Source organism: Corynebacterium incognita, from assembly GCF_014217255.1.
Lineage (GTDB): Bacteria > Actinomycetota > Actinomycetes > Mycobacteriales > Mycobacteriaceae > Corynebacterium > Corynebacterium incognitum.
Window position 1 is genome coordinate 1,453,844 of record NZ_CP059404.1, and the last position, 17,163, is coordinate 1,471,006.

16 protein-coding genes are annotated in these 17,163 nt (G+C 62.1%); 5 read left to right on the forward strand and 11 right to left on the reverse strand.

Annotation, left to right across the window (positions count from 1 at the left end; translation table 11 throughout):
• Positions 1–8: 8 nt before the first annotated feature.
• Both H0194_RS06745 and H0194_RS06750 read left to right on the forward strand, forming a co-directional pair.
• A complete protein-coding gene (locus H0194_RS06745) occupies positions 9–1,082 on the forward strand; it encodes an S-(hydroxymethyl)mycothiol dehydrogenase (protein ID WP_185175179.1) in 1,074 nt (357 codons plus the stop codon).
• Positions 1,083–1,085: 3 nt separating this feature from the next.
• Complete coding sequence (locus tag H0194_RS06750) at positions 1,086–1,700, forward strand: MBL fold metallo-hydrolase (RefSeq protein WP_185175180.1); 615 nt, start codon at positions 1,086–1,088, stop codon at positions 1,698–1,700.
• Here the strand turns inward: H0194_RS06750 and H0194_RS06755 are convergent.
• The 3 genes from H0194_RS06755 to rfbA form a co-directional block, all read right to left on the reverse strand.
• Complete coding sequence (locus H0194_RS06755; protein WP_185175181.1) at positions 1,684–2,451, reverse strand: cytochrome c biogenesis CcdA family protein; 768 nt, start codon at positions 2,449–2,451, stop codon at positions 1,684–1,686. The two genes, H0194_RS06750 and H0194_RS06755, sit on opposite strands and share 17 nt — an antisense overlap.
• Positions 2,452–2,520: 69 nt before the next feature.
• Entirely contained in the window at positions 2,521–3,300 is a 780-nt protein-coding gene (locus tag H0194_RS06760) for a DsbA family protein (protein ID WP_185175182.1), read from the reverse strand.
• On the reverse strand, positions 3,300–4,172 hold the full coding sequence (rfbA, locus tag H0194_RS06765; RefSeq protein WP_185175183.1) for a glucose-1-phosphate thymidylyltransferase RfbA: 873 nt from the start codon (positions 4,170–4,172) through the stop codon (positions 3,300–3,302). Before rfbA ends, H0194_RS06760 begins: the two co-directional genes overlap by 1 nt.
• Before the next feature lie 125 nt (positions 4,173–4,297).
• Between rfbA and H0194_RS06770 the strand changes: the two genes are divergently transcribed.
• Positions 4,298–4,738 carry a siderophore-interacting protein gene (locus H0194_RS06770; protein ID WP_185176932.1) on the forward strand — a complete coding sequence of 147 codons (441 nt, stop codon included), beginning with the start codon at positions 4,298–4,300 and terminating at the stop codon, positions 4,736–4,738.
• Here the strand turns inward: H0194_RS06770 and H0194_RS06775 are convergent.
• The 7 genes from H0194_RS06775 to H0194_RS06805 form a co-directional block, all read right to left on the reverse strand.
• On the reverse strand, positions 4,692–6,041 hold the full coding sequence (locus tag H0194_RS06775) for a sugar nucleotide-binding protein (RefSeq protein ID WP_185175184.1): 1,350 nt from the start codon (positions 6,039–6,041) through the stop codon (positions 4,692–4,694). The two genes, H0194_RS06770 and H0194_RS06775, sit on opposite strands and share 47 nt — an antisense overlap.
• On the reverse strand, positions 6,041–7,033 hold the full coding sequence (gene rfbB, locus H0194_RS06780) for a dTDP-glucose 4,6-dehydratase (RefSeq protein WP_185175185.1): 993 nt from the start codon (positions 7,031–7,033) through the stop codon (positions 6,041–6,043). The genes H0194_RS06775 and rfbB overlap by 1 nt, the downstream gene beginning before the upstream one ends.
• Positions 7,034–7,044: 11 nt before the next feature.
• Complete coding sequence (locus tag H0194_RS06785) at positions 7,045–8,412, reverse strand: HNH endonuclease signature motif containing protein (RefSeq protein WP_185175186.1); 1,368 nt, start codon at positions 8,410–8,412, stop codon at positions 7,045–7,047.
• 95 nt (positions 8,413–8,507) lie between these two features.
• On the reverse strand, positions 8,508–8,915 hold the full coding sequence (locus H0194_RS06790) for a TipAS antibiotic-recognition domain-containing protein (RefSeq protein ID WP_185175187.1): 408 nt from the start codon (positions 8,913–8,915) through the stop codon (positions 8,508–8,510).
• A gap of 7 nt (positions 8,916–8,922) precedes the next feature.
• Complete coding sequence (locus tag H0194_RS06795; protein WP_185175188.1) at positions 8,923–10,272, reverse strand: M1 family metallopeptidase; 1,350 nt, start codon at positions 10,270–10,272, stop codon at positions 8,923–8,925.
• Positions 10,273–10,360: 88 nt separating this feature from the next.
• A complete protein-coding gene (locus H0194_RS06800) occupies positions 10,361–11,440 on the reverse strand; it encodes an alpha/beta hydrolase (RefSeq protein ID WP_185175189.1) in 1,080 nt (359 codons plus the stop codon).
• A 55-nt stretch (positions 11,441–11,495) separates the two neighbouring features.
• Complete coding sequence (locus H0194_RS06805; protein WP_185175190.1) at positions 11,496–12,602, reverse strand: alpha/beta hydrolase; 1,107 nt, start codon at positions 12,600–12,602, stop codon at positions 11,496–11,498.
• Positions 12,603–13,122: 520 nt separating this feature from the next.
• Between H0194_RS06805 and lpdA the strand changes: the two genes are divergently transcribed.
• Positions 13,123–14,535, forward strand: coding sequence for a dihydrolipoyl dehydrogenase (gene lpdA / locus H0194_RS06810; RefSeq protein ID WP_185175191.1), 1,413 nt, complete (start codon positions 13,123–13,125; stop codon positions 14,533–14,535).
• Positions 14,536–14,591: 56 nt separating this feature from the next.
• On the opposite strand, the gene ramB is transcribed toward lpdA, so the two are convergent.
• Positions 14,592–16,001: an acetate metabolism transcriptional regulator RamB gene (gene ramB / locus H0194_RS06815; protein ID WP_185175192.1), complete on the reverse strand. Its 1,410-nt coding sequence runs from the start codon at positions 15,999–16,001 to the stop codon at positions 14,592–14,594.
• A 399-nt stretch (positions 16,002–16,400) separates the two neighbouring features.
• On the opposite strand from ramB, the gene H0194_RS06820 reads away from it, so the two are divergent.
• Positions 16,401–17,156 (forward strand): succinate dehydrogenase cytochrome b subunit, encoded by a 756-nt coding sequence (locus H0194_RS06820; RefSeq protein ID WP_185175193.1) that lies wholly within the window; start codon positions 16,401–16,403, stop codon positions 17,154–17,156.
• Positions 17,157–17,163: the final 7 nt, after the last annotated feature.

A 17,163-nucleotide genomic window follows, 5' to 3' on the forward strand; every position in this document is an offset into this window, starting at 1 on the left:
CTAGGGGCATGCACAAAGTAAATGCCATCATTGCCCGAACCAAAGCCGCCCCAGTAGAGCAGGCCACCATCGTTGTCCCCGATCCGGGTGCCCACGATGTTGTCGTGCGCATCCAGGCCTGCGGCGTGTGCCACACAGATATGGCGTACCGCGACGGCGACATCGAGGACGCGTACCCGTTCTTGCTGGGGCATGAGGCCGCGGGCGTCGTCGAAGAAGTGGGCGAGGCAGTGACCCACGTGGCCCCAGGCGACTTCGTGGTGCTGAACTGGCGCGCCGTGTGCGGCGAGTGCCGCGCCTGCCTCAAAGGCGAGCCCAAGTACTGCTTCAACACCCACAACGCCTCCGCGAAGATGACCCTGGAGGACGGTACCGAGCTCACGCCCGCACTGGGCATTGGTGCCTTCGCCGAAAAGACCCTGGTTCACGAGGGCCAGTGCACCAAGGTCAACCCTGACGCTGACCCGGCCGTCGCGGGCCTTTTGGGCTGCGGCGTCATGGCCGGCCTGGGTGCCGCGCTGAACACCGCGGAGCTCAAGCGCGGCGAGTCCGTCGCCGTCTTCGGCGTCGGTGGCGTCGGCATGGCGGCCATCGCGGGCGCCCGGCTCGCCGGAGCCACCACCATCATCGCCGTGGACATCGACGACGCCAAACTCGAAACAGCCAAGAAATTCGGCGCGACCCACACCCTCAACTCCAAGAACCAGGACCCCGTGGAAGCCATCCGCGAGATCACCGAATTCGGCACCGACGTCACTATCGACGCCGTGGGCATTCCCACCACCATCGAGCAGGCCTTCTACGCCCGGGATCTGGCCGGCCGCATGGTCATGGTGGGCGTGCCCAACCTCACCGACCGCTTTGATATTCCTGCCATCGACTTCTTCAGCCGCGGCGGCGCCCTGAAGTCCTCTTGGTATGGCGACTGCCTCCCGGAGCGCGACTTTCCTATGTACGTGGACCTCTCACTCCAGGGCCGCCTGCCGCTGCAGGACTTCGTGACCAACCGCATCGGGCTTGGCGACGTCGAGAGCGCATTCGCCTCCATGCACACCAACCTTCGATCCGTAGTGGAGCTGTAAAACATGAAACTCACGAAGATTGTTACCTCCGGCAAATTCAAGCTTGACGGCGGCGAGTGGGACGTGGACAACAACGTCTACATCGTCGCCGACGACCAGAACAAACACTGCTACATCGTGGATCCTTCCCACGATCTCGACGCCGTGGTCGAGGCTGTCGGTGACACGCAGGTCGACGGCATCCTGCTCACTCACGGCCACAGCGACCACGTGGACATCGCCCCGCAGGTCGCCGACCACTTTGGCGTGGCGATGTACCTGCACCCGGAAGACGATATGCTCTGGCGCGAGTCCAACGGCGACGCCCCCTACGAGGAACTGGCTGAGGGCATGACTTTCGGCGAGCTCGAGGTCCTGCACACCCCAGGTCACTCCCCGGGCTGCGTGGTGCTCTACGCCGCGGACGAGGGCGTCCTGCTCTCCGGCGACACCTTGTTCTCCGGCGGCCCCGGCGCCACTGGCCGCAAGTACTCGGACTTTGATGTCATCGTGGAGTCCCTCCAGACCAAGGTCATGACCCTGCCCGAAGGCGTCCGCGTCTTGCCCGGCCACGGCGACGAGACCACCGTGGGCGCCGAGAAGGCGCGCATGGACGAGTACATCAAGCGCGGCTACTAGTCCGCGCCAGCTTGATGGCCAGCAGGAACGTCGCAGTCACGGAGACGATGAACCATAATGTGGCGTCGGAAAGCCCCGTGGACATCCGCTGCGCCCACTCCTGAATAGCGAACTGGGTGTCCGTACTCAGGATGCCTGGCAGGGCGGACGTGCCGTGCGTGGTGAGGAACAGCACGCCGATAACCACAAAGAGCACGCCCGCCGCGCGCTGCGCGAACTTCCCGCGCAGCCACGCCGCGTCCGCCAAGTTGAAGCGGTCCCACAGCAGCGCAAGCACAAACAGCGGCAGCGTCATCCCCAGCGCGTACAACGCCATGATGGCCGCGCCGTACAGAGCCGAGCCGCTCACCGTCGCGGTGGTCAGTACTGCGCCCAGCATGGGGCCCGCGCAGAAGCCCGCGAAGCCGTACACCGTGCCCAGCAAAAACACGTGTCCGCGCGCCTTAGCACTGAGCGCGGATAGGCCCGGGATGGAGAACCCGCCGCCGAAAAACGTAAACACGCCCAGCGCAATCATCACCCAGCCGCCCACCATGATCACCGTATCGCGGTGTGCGGCAATCGCGCCCAGCCCCGTGCCGATGGGCACCAGCACCGTGGCCAGACCCAGAAAGAAGAACAGCGTCTTGGTAGCCAGCTGGCGTAGGGACGTAAACGCATAAGCAAAAAACGCCGGGAGCAGCAGCGCCGAGCACGGGCTCAACAGGGACAGCACGCCTGCGACCAGCGCGCCAAACATACCAATAGTCATGCGCCGCCCACCACCAAACCGCCCAAGAACGCGGACACCACAATCAAGATGAGCAACGGCCAGGCGCGCTTATCCATTCTGCAACTCCTGCTCGATAACCTGCTGGAACACCGACCACGGCTGGGCGCCGGCCACAAACTGCTCGCCGATGATAAAGCCCGGGGTGCCGTTAATCCCGATGGCGGAACCGTACAGCTTCGCGCCCTGCACCGTAGCGTCGTACTTGGTGCTCGTGGCATCGGCCTTGAACTTCTTCAGATCCGGCACCCCGGCCTCTTCGGCGAAGCGCATATAATCCTCCAGATCGTGCTCCGGGTGGCCACTCACGCTTGCCGACGCCGCGTACGCCGCCGCCTTGAACTCAAAGAACTTGCCCTGCTCCGCGGCGGCGCGCCCCGCCTTCGCCCCCGCGACCGCCTTCGGCCCGTTGATGGGCAGGTCGTTCCACTCGAGGCGCACCAGGCCCTTGTCTACGTAGTTCTTAATGATTTGCGGTTCGGTGTTGTTGGCGTGCCGGGAACAGAACGGGCACTCCAGATCCGAGAACTCGGCGATGACCACGGGCGCGTCCAGGGCGCCGATGGCGAACGGATCATCCGCGCGGCGGCGGTGCACATCGGAGGCCTTGGTGACCGGCTTGTCGGGCGCGCCGATGAGAGCGTTGTTGGTGGTGGGCTTCTGGAAGTTCGTGCCCGGCGCCGCGGCAGACGGGGAGGGGGCCTGCTCCGGCGCGGCGATCTCCCGGGGACTAGCCAACAGGTAGCCCACCAGCATCGCCAGTGCGGCAATCACGGTGATGAGCACCCACACGATGGCAGGAATGCTCTCCAACACCGACTTGCGAGGCATTAGTACTCCTCCGTTTCAGCCGCGGTGAGCAAGTAACTACCATAGCCGGACTTGCGCAACGGCTCAGCGAGCGCCCGCAGGGCCGGGGCGTCGATAAGCCCCTGCTCGAACGCGGCGACCTCGGGGGAGCCAATCACGGTGCCGGTGCGTTTCTGCAGCACCTCGACGTACGCGGAGGCCTCACTCATGGAATCGATGGTGCCGGTGTCCAGCCACACGTCGCCGCGCTGGAGCCGTTTCACGCTCAGGCGGCCCTCACGCAGATACGCCTCGTTCACTGCGGTGATCTCTAGTTCCCCGCGTGCCGACGGCGTAATCGACCGCGCGATCTCCACCACCGAATTGTCGTAGAAATACAGGCCCACCACGGCGTGGCTAGAGCGCGGTCGCTCGGGCTTTTCCTCAATGCTCAGCGCGGTGCCATCGTCGGCGAACTCGACCACGCCGTAGCGCTGCGGATCGGAGACCTCGTAGGCAAAAATGATGCCGCCATCAGGGCGATTGCACTCCGTGAGCGCGGTGGAGAAGCCATGGCCGTCGAAGATGTTGTCGCCGAGCACCAGCGCGACGTCATCATCGCCAATGAAGTCCGCTCCGATGATGAAAGCCTGCGCTAGCCCTTCCGGGCGGGGTTGCACGGCGTAATCCAGCATGATGCCCCACTGGGAGCCGTCTCCCAGCAGGCGCTGGAACGACGCGGCGTCCTCCGGGGTAGTGATGATCAGGATCTCGCGGATGCCCGCCTCAATAAGGGTGGAAAGAGGATAGTAGACCATCGGTTTGTCGTAGACAGGCATGAGCTGCTTGGAAATGCCCTTGGTGATGGGGTAAAGCCGGGTCCCTGAGCCTCCCGCGAGAATGATTCCCTTCATGTTGTCTATGCTAGCTGATTAACAGTGAACCACGAGGCTGGCTGCAGACTGGCTCTGAACCCAAGGAAATTACTGATACGCGGGGAGCCTACTTCTTCGGGCTGACGCCCCGGACGCTCACGGTCGTGGACGTAGACTTCGTGACCCACGAGCACGGGGTAGCGGGATCCTGGGCGCTGCGTGCCAAGGTGGGCTGCGTGGGACTGCGAGGATCCCGGCACGTGCGCGACGTGTTCGCGGTGGACGAGGCGGCGTTGGGTCGCTGGCTTGAGGGACTGCGCGCGGGCGTCAAAGCGACGGCGTACATCGTGGGCGAATCCCGCGACTACCCGCTGCCGACCGCCGCGCTTCTCGACGTCCACTGGCTTACCCTCGCGGAGGCGTTGGCGGCACACGCCTTCCCGGACACGGAAGGCTTCGTGTGGGTGGCGGGCGAGCGCGACCTCATCCGCCCTGCCCGCCGCTTCCTCAAGGAGCTCGGCGTGGTCAACATGGACCACCACCCTCCGACCCCGAGGACTAGGCCAGGTACAGCGCGAGGGCGGCGCGCCAGTTGCGGGGCTTAAAGCCGGTGGCCTCCAGTTTGCTCAGGTCCAGAGTGGACTCCGCGGGCCGCGCTGCCGCGTCTTGGCCGTATTGCTCCGTGGATACCGGTGTGACCGCGGAAGGGTCCTTGCCCATCGCGATGAACACGGCCATCGCGATCTCGTCGCGCCCCACGGCGTCGCCGCCGGAGGTGACGTTATAGACGCCGTATGGCGCCTGGGTGTCCAGCAGGTGTTTGATGGCCCCGGCCAGGTCGGCGGCGTGGGTGGGGCGGCCGCGTTGGTCGTGAACCACGGACGGCTCCACCCCGCGCAGCGCAAGATCCCGCATGGTGGCCATGAAGTTGCTGCCCTCCCCGAACACCCACGCGGTGCGGATGACGTAGTGCTTGGGCGCCGTCTGCGCGGCGGTGTCTCCGGCTGCCTTCGACGCACCGTAAGCAGACAGTGGACTCGGTAGCTCCTCCTCCGTGTGCGCCGGGACGCCGCCAACCTTGGCGGTGCAGTGCTCCCCGTCGAAGATATAGTCGCTGGACACGTGCACGAGCGTGAGGTTGTGCTCCGCCGCGATGCGCGCCAGCCGCGCCGGCGCGGCCGCATTGACCGCCCACGCCCCAGCCCGGTCCGACTCCGCACCGTTGACGTCGTTGTACGCCGCGGTGTTGATGATGATGCTGTATTGGCTCCAGTCACGCTCGGAGCTCGTGATGTCGAATTCCTCCCGGGTGCAGAACTCCACATGAGCGCCGGTGAGGATCGTACGCAGCGCGCGCCCCAGCTGACCGTTTGCACCCGTGACGAGGATCTTACGCGGCGCCATCGGCGTGGGCTCCGGCTTCGCCGCGTCCTTCTCCGACACCTCGGTGGGCTCCAAGGGCCAGTCGATGAGATCCAGGCTGGCCGCCGCATACTCCGCGTCCGGAGACCAGTGCGCGTTGACCAGGTAGGCGTAGCTCGTATTAGGTTCGAGGGCTTGGAAACCGTTGGCGACACCCCGCGGCACGAACACGGCCACCGACTCATCGAGTTCCAGCGCGAAAGTCTCGCAGTAAGTCTCTGAACCTTCTCTCAGATCGCACCACCCGCCGTGCACGCGGCCGTGGGCCACGGAGACTAGCTTGTCCCACGGCTCCGCGTGCAGCCCACGCGTAACGCCCTTCTCCGCGTTAAACGAGATGTTCTGTTGCACCGGATGAAAATCAGGAAGCCCGGCCGCGACCATCTTCTCCCGCTGCCAGTTCTCCTTAAACCAACCGCGGTTGTCGCCGTGGACGTCCAGGCGAACAATCAATAGCCCGGGGATGGTAGTGTTGTCCACCTGCATTACTGGCCCCTTTCCGCGTAAGCGGTTTCCACAGAATCTTTGTCGGCGCGCCACCAGTCCTCGTTGGCGCGGTACCACTCGATAGTATCCGCCAAGCCGGCACGCAAATCCGTGAACTGGGGTTCCCATCCCAGTTCCTGGCGCAGCTTGCTGGCATCCATGGCGTAGCGCTGGTCGTGTCCGGGGCGGTCTGCCACGTGCTCGTAGCCGCCTGCGCCCATGAGCTCACAGATTAACTCCATGACCTGTTTGTTGTTGACCTCCGGCTGGTCCGCGCCAATGTTATAAGTCTCGCCGATGCGCCCGCGCGCGATGATGTCCAACACCGCCCGGTTGTGGTCATCCACGTGGATCCAATCACGAACCTGTTCGCCCGTCCCGTATAGCTTTGGCGTACGGCCGTCCAGAATATTCGTAATTTGCCGCGGGATGAACTTCTCAATGTGCTGGTAGGGGCCGTAGTTGTTGGAGCAGTTGGACAGCGTCGCCCGAATACCAAAGGAACGCACCCATGCTCGCACCAGGTGATCCGAGCTCGCCTTTGTTGCGGAATAGGGGCTCGACGGCTGGTAGGCCGTGGACTCCGTGAATTTGGTGTTAGCCCCCAACTCGAGGTCCCCAAACACCTCGTCCGTGGACACGTGATGGAAGTGCACATCGTGCTTGCGCACCGCTTCCAAAAGCGTGTAAGTGCCCACGACGTTGGTCATCACAAACGGCGAGGGATCGCGCAGCGAGTTGTCGTTATGTGACTCTGCGGCGAAGTGAACGACCACATCGGCCCCAGCAACCAATGGTTCGACGGTGCCGGCGTCCGCGACGTCGCCACGCACTAACTCCACGTCCACACCCGCGAGGTTCGCCTCGTTGCCCGCGTACGTGAGCTTGTCCAGGACTACCAGCCGGTACTCTGGCCGCGTCGCCGCCACGAGGCGCACGAAATTGGTGCCGATGAACCCGGCACCGCCCGTCACCACCATTGTCTTCATCATGGCACCCCAGTTTAAGCTATGCGGCGCACAGCCCGTTGCCCCGCCGCGTCCTTCGCGGCCGGGTGATCGTTAAGCAAGATTCTGCCGGTTGTGGGATCCCGGAAGCCCACCCGTCCGGTGATCGGACATCGCTCCGCATGTCCCATATTGTTCGCCCCGTTCCGTCGGTCATTGTTGTTGACGTGGTGCGCCCGGCATAGCAGTGTGAGGTTCTTTAAGTCCGTCATCCCGCCGAAACTCCAGGCCTGTAGATGGTGGACATCGCACTCCACCCACGGTCTCGAGCAATCCGGATGCGTACATACCAACTCCGACGCCGCTAGTGCCAGTTTCTGCCATACGGAGGCCGTACGTTTTGTGCGGCGCAAATCCAGTGGAACGCCCTGCTCATCAACCACACACAGGAAATCGTGGCGGGCCGCCCCGATGCGGAGGGCGTCCAGCGGGTTGAGCTCGACGCCAGCGGACGTCGCCAAGCGAGTGCTCGGGCTCAGGTTCTCCACATCCTCAAGCGTTGTCGTCATGACTACGGAACCGATACCGTGCTGTGGGTTCTGGCTGGCAGATAGGAACGACCCCACAATGTGCGCGAGCTGGTCCGCCATCCGCTGCTCAAAAGTTCGGCAGTCCTCGGCTGGCGATAGATCCGCGCTGCCCGCATTCCGTGCTGGTGCGAAAGCCGACTTGAGCATTGCAGCGGTCGCCGCGTCCACGTAGCCATTAATGAAGATCCCGCCGTCGGCGTCCGGGCGCGAGAACGCGAGACGTCGCTTAGCAAGTGCTGAGAAAGGATTGTTCTCCCTGGCTGACTCATTGGCCTGCCTAATCTGGCGACGGAGCCAGTCTCTCACGAATGTATAGGACTTCTCTTTGCCGAGGTCGGTTGCCCGCACCCGCAATCGGTGGGGGCCGGGCTGCGCTTTCGGGCTGAGGTTTTTCAGTTCACGTTCAATCATCGTGGCCATCTTCTCGGGTACGGCGTCACCCTTGGAGGCCTTCAGCCGCAGCTCGAGCAGCGCCGTGTGCTCTTCCACGGCAGCGTCGTCTTCCGGTTCCGGCTCTGGTGCGGGAGCAAACAGCCGGTTGCCATTGCTCAGTCGCGCAGTCGCTTCATGGTGGGTGAGCCGGAGCCGCTTCATAAGGTAGTCAATTGTCCGCGAGGAGCTCACCATGCGCCCGGCATCTGCGCGGTCCGCGACGAAAGCGAACGCGGCGTCGATAGTCGCCTTTGTGTCGAGTGTCCGTTCTAATTCTTCGAAATGTTGATGCGTGGTGGAAAACTCAACGCCATCGACGTTTTGTACGAGTGTGCGTAGGCGATTCATGGCCGCAACGACGTTCGCCACCTCTCTACCAATCGCTTCGCTAGTACGGTCCATGATTCACCTCCCCGATAATGTGTTCGACTTGCATGGCCAAGTATAGCTGTGCTACAAACGTTGTCAAGGGGGGACCGAAAGTCTTTTCGACCGACCTATTTCCACGTTAGAGAATCAAGATCAAGGCATTCCTTTGAGGCTTGGGCCTCCACGAGTTCCAGTAAATAGTTAGCTTGTCCGCGGTATAGCCGTCCGAATCTCGCATCGTCTACGTACATGCGCGCTAGCAAAACCTGTTGGGCGCGCGAAACTTCATACCATCGCGCAATGAGTGTGCGATGCCGTTCGACCAGGTCCGTCGCTTCCGGGGAACCAGGTGTAGTACCGGCCTCGGCAGCCTTCAGTACAACAGAGGCAAAATCTTCATGTTCCTGACGCACAGACTTCAACTCTTCGTCCGTCATGCGCGCAACCTGCTCGCGGGACTGCTCCCATTCCTCAGTATGCCCCCACCGCGCCTTCGCTTCGTCGCGGCCCGGCCAGCGGTGATTCCGCGTTTTCATGGCGGTTCTAGGCCGGGAACTCCGGTAGTTCCTTGGCGTCAAGCCATGCTTCGAGGAGCTTGTCGACGCTCTCGTGGGGCACCCCGACCTGGTCCGCCGCGGTGTGCAGATGCTTGGTTAGTCCCGCGGGTGATACCGTCCCGTGCCGGCCCTGCGCCAGGTAGGCCTGGATGGCGGGGAAGAACGCGGCGTCGCCAAGCAATCGTCGCAGGGAATGCACCGTGAGGGCGCCGCGCTTGTACACGCGGTCGTCGAACATGTCCCGAGGCCCGGGATTGCCCACCTCAATGTCCTGGGCTTTGTGGCGGAGGACGTTGTAGTGCGAGCGCGCCGTGTCGTGCGCCGGGGTGCCGGTGGAGTGTTCGAGCCACAGCCATTCGGAGTAGCACGCGAAGCCCTCGTTGAGCCAGATATTCTGCCAATCATCGATGCCGCAGGCATTGCCGAACCACTGGTGGGACAGCTCGTGAACGATCAGGCGCTCAAACGCGTGGTCGCCCCTCACGTGGTTGGAGCCAAAGATCGACAGGCCCTGGGCCTCGAGGGGGATTTCCAGCTCGTCAGCGGTCACCACAACGCCGTAGTGGGGGAAGGGGTACTCGCCAAAGCGTGATTCCAAGAACTCCAGCATTTCTTGCTGCCGTGAAAATTCCTCGCGGACCGGAGCGCTCAGCTCCGCCGGGTACCACGCGCGCGTGTTGTCGCCCAGCGCAGATTGTGTAAATTCGCCGACTTGAACCGTAGCCAGGTACGTCGCCATCGGGGCAGTCGGGCGATAGTGCCAGCGGGTCGTCGCGCCCTGAGATTTACGAGACTCGAGCTCGCCGTTGCTCACCACAGTGAAAGGATTATCAGCAGTGATGGTGATGTCGTACCACGCCTTTTCGCCAGGCGTGTCATCGCAAGGGAACCAGCTAGGCGCACCGTTTGGTTGGGAAGCCACCAGCGCACCAGACTCGGTTTCTTCCCAGCCAATATCGCCCCACGGGGTTCGAAGCGGCTGCGGGTTGCCGCCGTAGCGGATGACCAGCGTGAACTCCGTCTCGGGCGGAATGTCGTCTGCGAAGTTCAGGCGCAGTTTGTTGTTCGATTGGCGGAACTTCGTTACCCGTGGCGCCCCGGAACAAGTGACTCGGCGCGCCACCATGTTATTTGCCAGGTCCAAGGTCAATTGCCGGAGCGGCTCATCAACAGTGGTCAGCGTGAGCGTCGCCTGGCCTTGTAGGAGGTTAGGCTCTACCCGGTAAGTGAGCTCCAAATTGTAGTGGGATACCGAAAACCCGTAGTTGAAGTCGATGCCGGTGTAGGCATCGCGGTCGGGGTGTGAAAACGGGTTCAAAGAGCTCAGCTTAAACATAACGAATAGTCATCCTATCCCTAGCAGCGGTAAATAGATCAACAAACCCCCAACCTCAAGCGGGAGGTTGGGGGAGTGAGGAGGATTTTTAGCGGAACGCAGCAGCGAAAGTCGGCCAGGACTTCTCCAGGTCCTCGCGCCAGCCCGGCCAGGAGTGGGTGCCGGCGTTGCGGAAGTTGTAGTTCGCCTTGATGCCGTACTTATCCAGCTTCGCCTTCAGGTTGTGGGTGCAGACGTTCACCACTGCCTCGATAGCACCGCCTTCGATGGTCGGAGCAATCACGCCGGAGGAAGCTTGGACCGGCGGGACACCGCGGGACATCCAGTAGCCCGGCATGCTGTACTCGTCTGCGAGGCCAGAAGCGGAGGAGACATACAGCTTGTGGCCACGCAGCTTCTTCGCGTTGAGCAGTGCATCGTTGTAGCGGTTAGTGCGCGAGCCCATGGGGCCCCACATCTTCTCCGGGGTGGAGCCGCCACGCTGCGTCGTCACACGCAGGGCGGTGTAGCCCAGCGGGGAGGAGGTCTCAGCGCAGCCGGCGAAAGAACCTACGGCGTCGTAGAAGCCCGGCTTGTGCTGGGCGTAGAGCAGCGCGGAGGTGGCGGACATCGACATGCCCGCCACCGCACGCTTGTCGTTGGCGTTGAGCTTGTCCTCAATCGGGCCCGGCAACTCGCGGGTCATGAAGGTCTCCCACTTCTGCGGGCCCTTCAAGTAGGTGCCGTTCGGGGTGTGCTTCCAGTTAGTGAAGTAGGAGAATGCGCCCGTCATGGGAATGACCACGTTGACGTTCTTCTTGGAGTAGAAGTCCACGACACCAGAGTTGCTGACCCAGTCCGTGTCCTGGTCGCCGGAGCCTGCGCCGTTGAGCAGGTACACCGTCGGGCGGTTGGCGGACTTCGCCGGGATGACAACCAGCGGGACCTGGCGGCCATTCATCGCCGGGGAAGAAGCTTGCAGCAGCTTAACGCGGCGGTCCGCCTTAGCCTTCTTGTACCACTTCTTGTTGGCGATGTCCGAGGTCACCTTCATTGGAGAAATGGTGGACTTGCGGGTTGCCGCTTCGGCGGTGGCCTGAATACCGGCGTCGTCAGAGGCAACGATGGGTGCCGCGACAACGGCGGTGGCCACAGCAACGGAGGCCGCAAGGTTACGGAAAATCTTCATGGTTTTATACATTCCCATTCAGCGTAGAGTCGGTCAGCGTATAAGTTTAGTGTGTTTATTCGGCGAGCCCAAACGCCCGGGCGTAGGTCGGCCAGGAATCGATAAGGTCCTGGCGCCAGCCCGACCAGGCGTGGGTGCCGGTGTTGCGGAACTTGTACGTGGCGTCAATGTCCTCGTGGTCCAGTTTCGCCTTCAAGTCGTGGGTGCAGGAGTTCATCGCGGCCTCGATGATGCCACCGGAAACCACCAGCTCAGAAGACGCAGAGGAGGCACCCAGCAGGCCCTTGGATTCTAGCTGGGAACTCAGCAGGTCGTTGTCGCCCGCCAGGCCGGAGTTCGTGGAGATGTAGAGCTCTGTCCCGCGTAGTTTCTCCGCGTTTACCAGGGCGTCGTTGTAGCGGTTGACCTCGCCGCCCATAGGGCCCCACATCTGGTTAGCGTTGCCGCCACCGCGGTTTACAGTGAGCTGCGTGTACAGGCGTGGCAACGGAGTCGAAGTTGCGGCGCATCCGGAGTAGGAACCCACGGCGTCGTAAAAGCCCGGGTTGTGCTCCGCCAGCAGCAGCGATGATGTCGCGGACATCGACATGCCTGCGATGGCGCGCTTACCGTTACCGTTCAGCGCTTCCTCCAAGGGACCCGGCAGTTCTTTAGTGAGGAAGGTCTCCCACTTAATCTTGTCCTGCTTGAGGTATCCCGAGCGTGGGGATTCCTGCCAGTCGGTGTAGTAGCTGAACGCGCCCGCCTGCGGGATTACCACGTTGACGTCCTTGTCGGAGTAGAAGCTCACGACCTTGGACATGGTCACCCAGTCCATGTCTTGCTCCGCGCCGCCGGCGCCGTTGAGTAGGTAGAGGGTCGGGCGGGACTCGTCAAAGTTTCCGGTCGGGGTAATGACCTGCAGTGGGACGGTGATGTCCATGGATGGCGAGGTGGCTTCGAAGTACTTCACCTTTGGGTTGCTGGCGGTCTTTTTGTACCAGGGCTTGGATGCGTACTCGGACGCCGCCGGATCGAACTCGGAGACCGTGGAGAGCGCGGCGTCGCCAGCGACCTGGGCCGGGGTGACGTCGGCGGCAATCGCGGCCACGGGGGTTAGGCTCGCGCCCAGTGCCACAGCGATGGCGGCGGCGGCTGAGGATGCAGTGCGGCGAATGTTCATGGGTTTCCTTCGCAGTTTCGAGTGTGCCTGTGGGCATTCTTTCCGTCAGCTTAGTGGCGGGGAGAGTGGAGCACGCGACTTTCTTCATGTGTATATAGCAAAAGCCACGGACAAAGTTACAGATGTTAAAGATGGTGCGCAAGTGACTTCTGTGTCATAATCCAAAATGTTATCGTTCAGACTTCCACAACAAACGCGCCATGGGTTAGGCTTATGCCGCGTAACGCCCGCTGTGGGAGATACGGATAAACCCACTAAAGCTACTGGAAAGAGATTTAACTATGAGCCCCATCGAAATGCTGATCGTCGCCTTCAACGAGTTCCTGGGTGGTTTCATTCACCAGGGTTCCTCCATGTCCTCCAACGCCGCTCTGGCGCTGGGCATGTTCTAAGTACCGTCCGCAAAAGCCCGCATCGAGTGTCCTCGGTGCGGGCTTTTGTTGTGCATGCTTGTCGACGCCCGTGAATTCGTTGCGCCCTATGCGAGACAGCGTGGGTAAAGATCCGTATCCTTAGTGGCGTGACTAATGAACATTTTGATCTCGTAGTACTCGGCGCTGGCCCTGGTGGCTATGTCGCCGCCATCCGCGCAGCACAGCTCGGCCAGAAGGTAGCCGTTGTGGAGAAGCAGTACTGGGGCGGCGTCTGCCTCAACGTTGGCTGCATTCCTTCCAAGGCACTGCTGAAGAACGCCGAGGTTGCCCACATCTTTAACCACGAAGCCAAGACTTTCGGCATCTCCGGTGACGTGTCCTTCGATTTTGGCGCTGCGCACAAGCGCTCCCGCCAGGTGTCCGCAGGCATCGTCAAGGGCGTTCACTACCTGATGAAGAAGAACAAGATTACGGAAATCAACGGCCTCGGCTCCTTCAAGGACGCCAAGACCATTGAGATCGCCGATGGCGATGACAAGGGCAAGGTGTTGTCCTTTGATAACTGCATCATCGCCACCGGCTCCGTAGTGCGCTCCCTGCCGGGCGTCGAAATCGGCGGCAACATCGTCTCCTTCGAGGAGCAGATCCTCAAGGAGGATGCTCCAGAGTCCATGGTTATCGTCGGCGCTGGCGCTATCGGCATGGAGTTCGCCTACGTCCTGGCTAACTACGGGGTGGACGTCACTATCGTGGAGTTCATGGACCGCGTCCTTCCGAACGAGGATAAGGACGTGTCCAAGGAAATCGCCAAGCAGTACAAGAAGCTCGGCGTTAAGCTGCTTACCGGTTACAAGACCACCGCCATCAAGGACAACGGCGACAACGTCACCGTTGAGGTCGAGTCCAAGGACGGCTCCAAGACCGACACCCTGACCGTGGATCGCTGCATGGTGTCCATCGGCTTCGCTCCGCGTACTGAGGGCTTTGGTCTGGAGAACACCGGCGTGGAGCTCACTGAGCGTGGCGCTATTGCTATCGACGACCGCATGCGCACCAACGTCGATGGCATCTACGCTATCGGCGACGTCACCGCCAAACTGCAGCTGGCGCACGTGGCCGAGGCACAGGGTGTCGTTGCTGCGGAGACCATCGCGGGCGCCGAGACCCAGGAGCTGGGCGACTACATGATGATGCCCCGCGCGACCTTCTGCAACCCGCAGGTCGCCTCCTTCGGCTACACCGAGGAGCAGGCCAAGGAGAAGTTCCCGGATCGCGAGATCAAGGTGGCGACCTTCCCGTTCTCCGCGAACGGTAAGGCGGCTGGTCTGGCCGAGACCGCGGGCTTCGTCAAGCTCGTGGCCGACGGCGAGTTCGGCGAGCTGCTCGGCGGTCACATGGTGGGCGCCAACGTCTCCGAGCTGCTGCCGGAGCTGACCCTGGCGCAGCGCTTCGACCTCACCGCTGGTGAGATTGGCCGTAACGTGCACACGCACCCGACCCTGTCCGAGGCGATGAAGGAAGCCGCCGAAGGCATTGAAGGTCACATGATTAACCTTTAGGTTGCGCATGACTGTCCCCAGCCGCTGTCGCGGTTGGGGACTTTTTGTTGTGTTTGTTAGTACGGCGCGACGGCGGAGCGGTGTGCGTCGATGTCCAGATCCTCGTTAATCGGCGGGAACGCACGCTGCGCGCAATTCTCGCGCGGGCAAATGCGACAGCCGGCACCAATCGGAGTCGCGGCGGACATATCGCCCAGGTCGAGGCCCTCGGCGTACACCGTGCGATCAGCATGGCGGGCCTCACAACCCAGCCCGATGGAAAACAGCTTGTTCGTGTCACCGTAGCGACCGCGGTGGTGGCGCACCGCGCGGGCTACCCACAAATAGTTCCGGCCATCCGGCATCTGCGCCAGCTGCCGGGTCATGATGCCGGGGCGGCTAAACGCCTCGTAAATATTCCAGAGCGGGCAGGTGCCGCCGGAGTTGGAAAAGTGCACGCCTGTGGCGGACTGCCGCTTGGACATATTGCCGGCGCGGTCCACGCGAACGAAGGTGAAGGGGATGCCGCGCTGGTTGGTGCGCTGGAGCGTCGACAAGCGCGAAGCCACCGTTTCGTAGCCGACGCCGAAGACATGGCACAGGTACTCCACGTCGTAGCCGGATTGCTCGGCCTCAGAGTGGATCATGTCGTAGGGCAGCACGGTCGCGGCGGCGAAATAGCTGGCGATGCCGCGGCGCGCGAGGTTACGTGAGGCATCCGACGTGAAGCGTTCGTCGCGGGTGAGCGCGGTGATCTCCTCGTCGGCCTCCAACATCGCGAGCTCCGCGGCCATGCGGAAGGCGCGTTGGCCCTCCGTGAGGCGGGAGGCTAGGTGTAGCTCTCCAGATTCCTGATCGAAACGGTGCAGGGTGCCGTCCATCTGATCGGTGGTGAGAATCAGCACGTTGTGCTTGTCGCGCAGGCGCTCGGCGAGCGCGCGCTGGGTATCGCGGATGCCGAACTGTGCGACGCCGAGTTCCTGCGACAGGGCTTCGCCGTGGTGGTCGAGGGCATCAAGGTAGTTCTGCCGTTCGTAGAAGAAGTCCCGCACTTCGTCGTGGGGCATGGACAGCGCCTGCGCGCCGGGTGCGATGCGGCGGGTGTCCGTGGCCAGCGAGAGCTTGTCGCGCACGTTGCGGTAGCGGCGATGAATGTCCACCAGGGTGCGCGCCACAGTGGGGTGGTTGTACACCAGCTCCGAGAGTTCCTGGAGCTCAACGGGGGAGGGGCACAGTTCCTGATCGGAGATGACGTCTTGGAGCTCGGCGAGCAGGCGGGAGTCGTCGTCGCGTGAAAAGAACGTGGCGTCGACGCCGAATACCTCGGTGATGCGCATGAGCACCGGCACGGTCAGCGGCCGGACGTCGTGCTCGATCTGGTTGACGTAACTAGCGGAAAGACCCAACGTGGTGGCCAGCGATGCCTGGCTGAGATCGCGTTCGCGTCGGAGCTGCCGCAGCCGGGAGCCTACGTAAGTTTTACCCATGCGCGCTAGATTACCGTGTGGATCGGGCCTATAACACGAGTTTTGCAAACTTTGTGTGAAGGATATTTGCCCGGGTGTGAATGCCGAGGTGAGGTGGTCCGTGTGAAGATTTTCTACGGGGTCGAAAGCGAAAGTTTGACGCATTATGGGGTGAAATTGGGGGAATCATGGACCCCTGGTGACCAACTTCACAACAGGGATTCTTTTGGAAACATTGATGTTGCGTAAAAACTGCAGCACGTGCATGTGGCTAGTTTTGCAAAATGGGACTTAGGTAACGCTAACCTCTGTAGGTGTGACCTATCTGGCATGTGCTCCAATATGCCTGCATAGAGGTTGTGAATTAGATGGCCACGGGGCGTGGATTAGTCGTATGGTAATAGCGACAATGGAGGTGTCATGACTGTAAAAAATCCAGACCGTGAGGCAATCGCTCACGGCCGTATTACCGATCAACCGCTTCGCCCGAAGCCATCCACGCCGACGTGGGTGCTCAAACTTGTAATGGCCGTCTCCGGCCTGCTGTTCGCAGTATTCGTTCTCGGCCACATGGCCGGCAACCTGAAGCTTTACCTGCCGGACCATGACGGCGAGCCCGCGCTCGACGTCTACGGCGAGTTCCTGCGTTCCTTCGGTGAGCCACTGCTCCCGCACGGCGCATTCCTGTGGGCCTTCCGCCTGGTCATGCTGGCCGCGCTGATTGGCCACGTCTGGGGTGCGATTGTGCTCACTGGTCGTGCCAAGCAGTCCCGCGGCAAGTTCGCCCGCACCAACCTGATGGGCGGCATGGACTCTTTCGCCACCCGCACGATGATCGTCACCGGCCTGGTGCTGCTGTTCTTCGTGGTGTTCCACATCCTGGACCTGACCATGGGCGTTGCCCCGGCCGCTCCGGACGCCTTCGTCCACGGTGAAGTGCGCGCGAACATGCTGGCGTCGTTTAGCCGCTGGCCTGTAACCCTGTTCTACGTCCTGGCCATGCTGTGCCTGTTTATGCACCTGACCCACGGCATCCGTCTCGCTGCCTTCGACCTCGGTATCACCGGTAAGAAGTGGCGCCAGGTATTCCTGATCCTGGCCTACGCTATCCCGGCCATCGTCGTCATCGGCAACATCGTGATGCCACTGTCCATCCTCTTCGGCTGGGTAAGCTAACCGCAGG

Coding starts and splice junctions, on each gene's coding strand:
- H0194_RS06775 (WP_185175184.1), bottom strand. CDS start 6,041: ATGCAGGTGGACAACACTACCATCCCCGGGCTATTGATTGTTCGCCTG.
- H0194_RS06790 (WP_185175187.1), bottom strand. CDS start 8,915: ATGAAAACGCGGAATCACCGCTGGCCGGGCCGCGACGAAGCGAAGGCG.
- rfbB (WP_185175185.1), bottom strand. CDS start 7,033: ATGATGAAGACAATGGTGGTGACGGGCGGTGCCGGGTTCATCGGCACC.
- H0194_RS06800 (WP_185175189.1), bottom strand. CDS start 11,440: ATGAAGATTTTCCGTAACCTTGCGGCCTCCGTTGCTGTGGCCACCGCC.
- H0194_RS06785 (WP_185175186.1), bottom strand. CDS start 8,412: ATGGACCGTACTAGCGAAGCGATTGGTAGAGAGGTGGCGAACGTCGTT.
- H0194_RS06805 (WP_185175190.1), bottom strand. CDS start 12,602: ATGAACATTCGCCGCACTGCATCCTCAGCCGCCGCCGCCATCGCTGTG.
- H0194_RS06820 (WP_185175193.1), top strand. CDS start 16,401: ATGACTGTAAAAAATCCAGACCGTGAGGCAATCGCTCACGGCCGTATT.
- H0194_RS06750 (WP_185175180.1), top strand. CDS start 1,086: ATGAAACTCACGAAGATTGTTACCTCCGGCAAATTCAAGCTTGACGGC.
- H0194_RS06745 (WP_185175179.1), top strand. CDS start 9: ATGCACAAAGTAAATGCCATCATTGCCCGAACCAAAGCCGCCCCAGTA.
- H0194_RS06755 (WP_185175181.1), bottom strand. CDS start 2,451: ATGACTATTGGTATGTTTGGCGCGCTGGTCGCAGGCGTGCTGTCCCTG.
- rfbA (WP_185175183.1), bottom strand. CDS start 4,172: ATGAAGGGAATCATTCTCGCGGGAGGCTCAGGGACCCGGCTTTACCCC.
- H0194_RS06760 (WP_185175182.1), bottom strand. CDS start 3,300: ATGCCTCGCAAGTCGGTGTTGGAGAGCATTCCTGCCATCGTGTGGGTG.
- ramB (WP_185175192.1), bottom strand. CDS start 16,001: ATGGGTAAAACTTACGTAGGCTCCCGGCTGCGGCAGCTCCGACGCGAA.
- H0194_RS06795 (WP_185175188.1), bottom strand. CDS start 10,272: ATGTTTAAGCTGAGCTCTTTGAACCCGTTTTCACACCCCGACCGCGAT.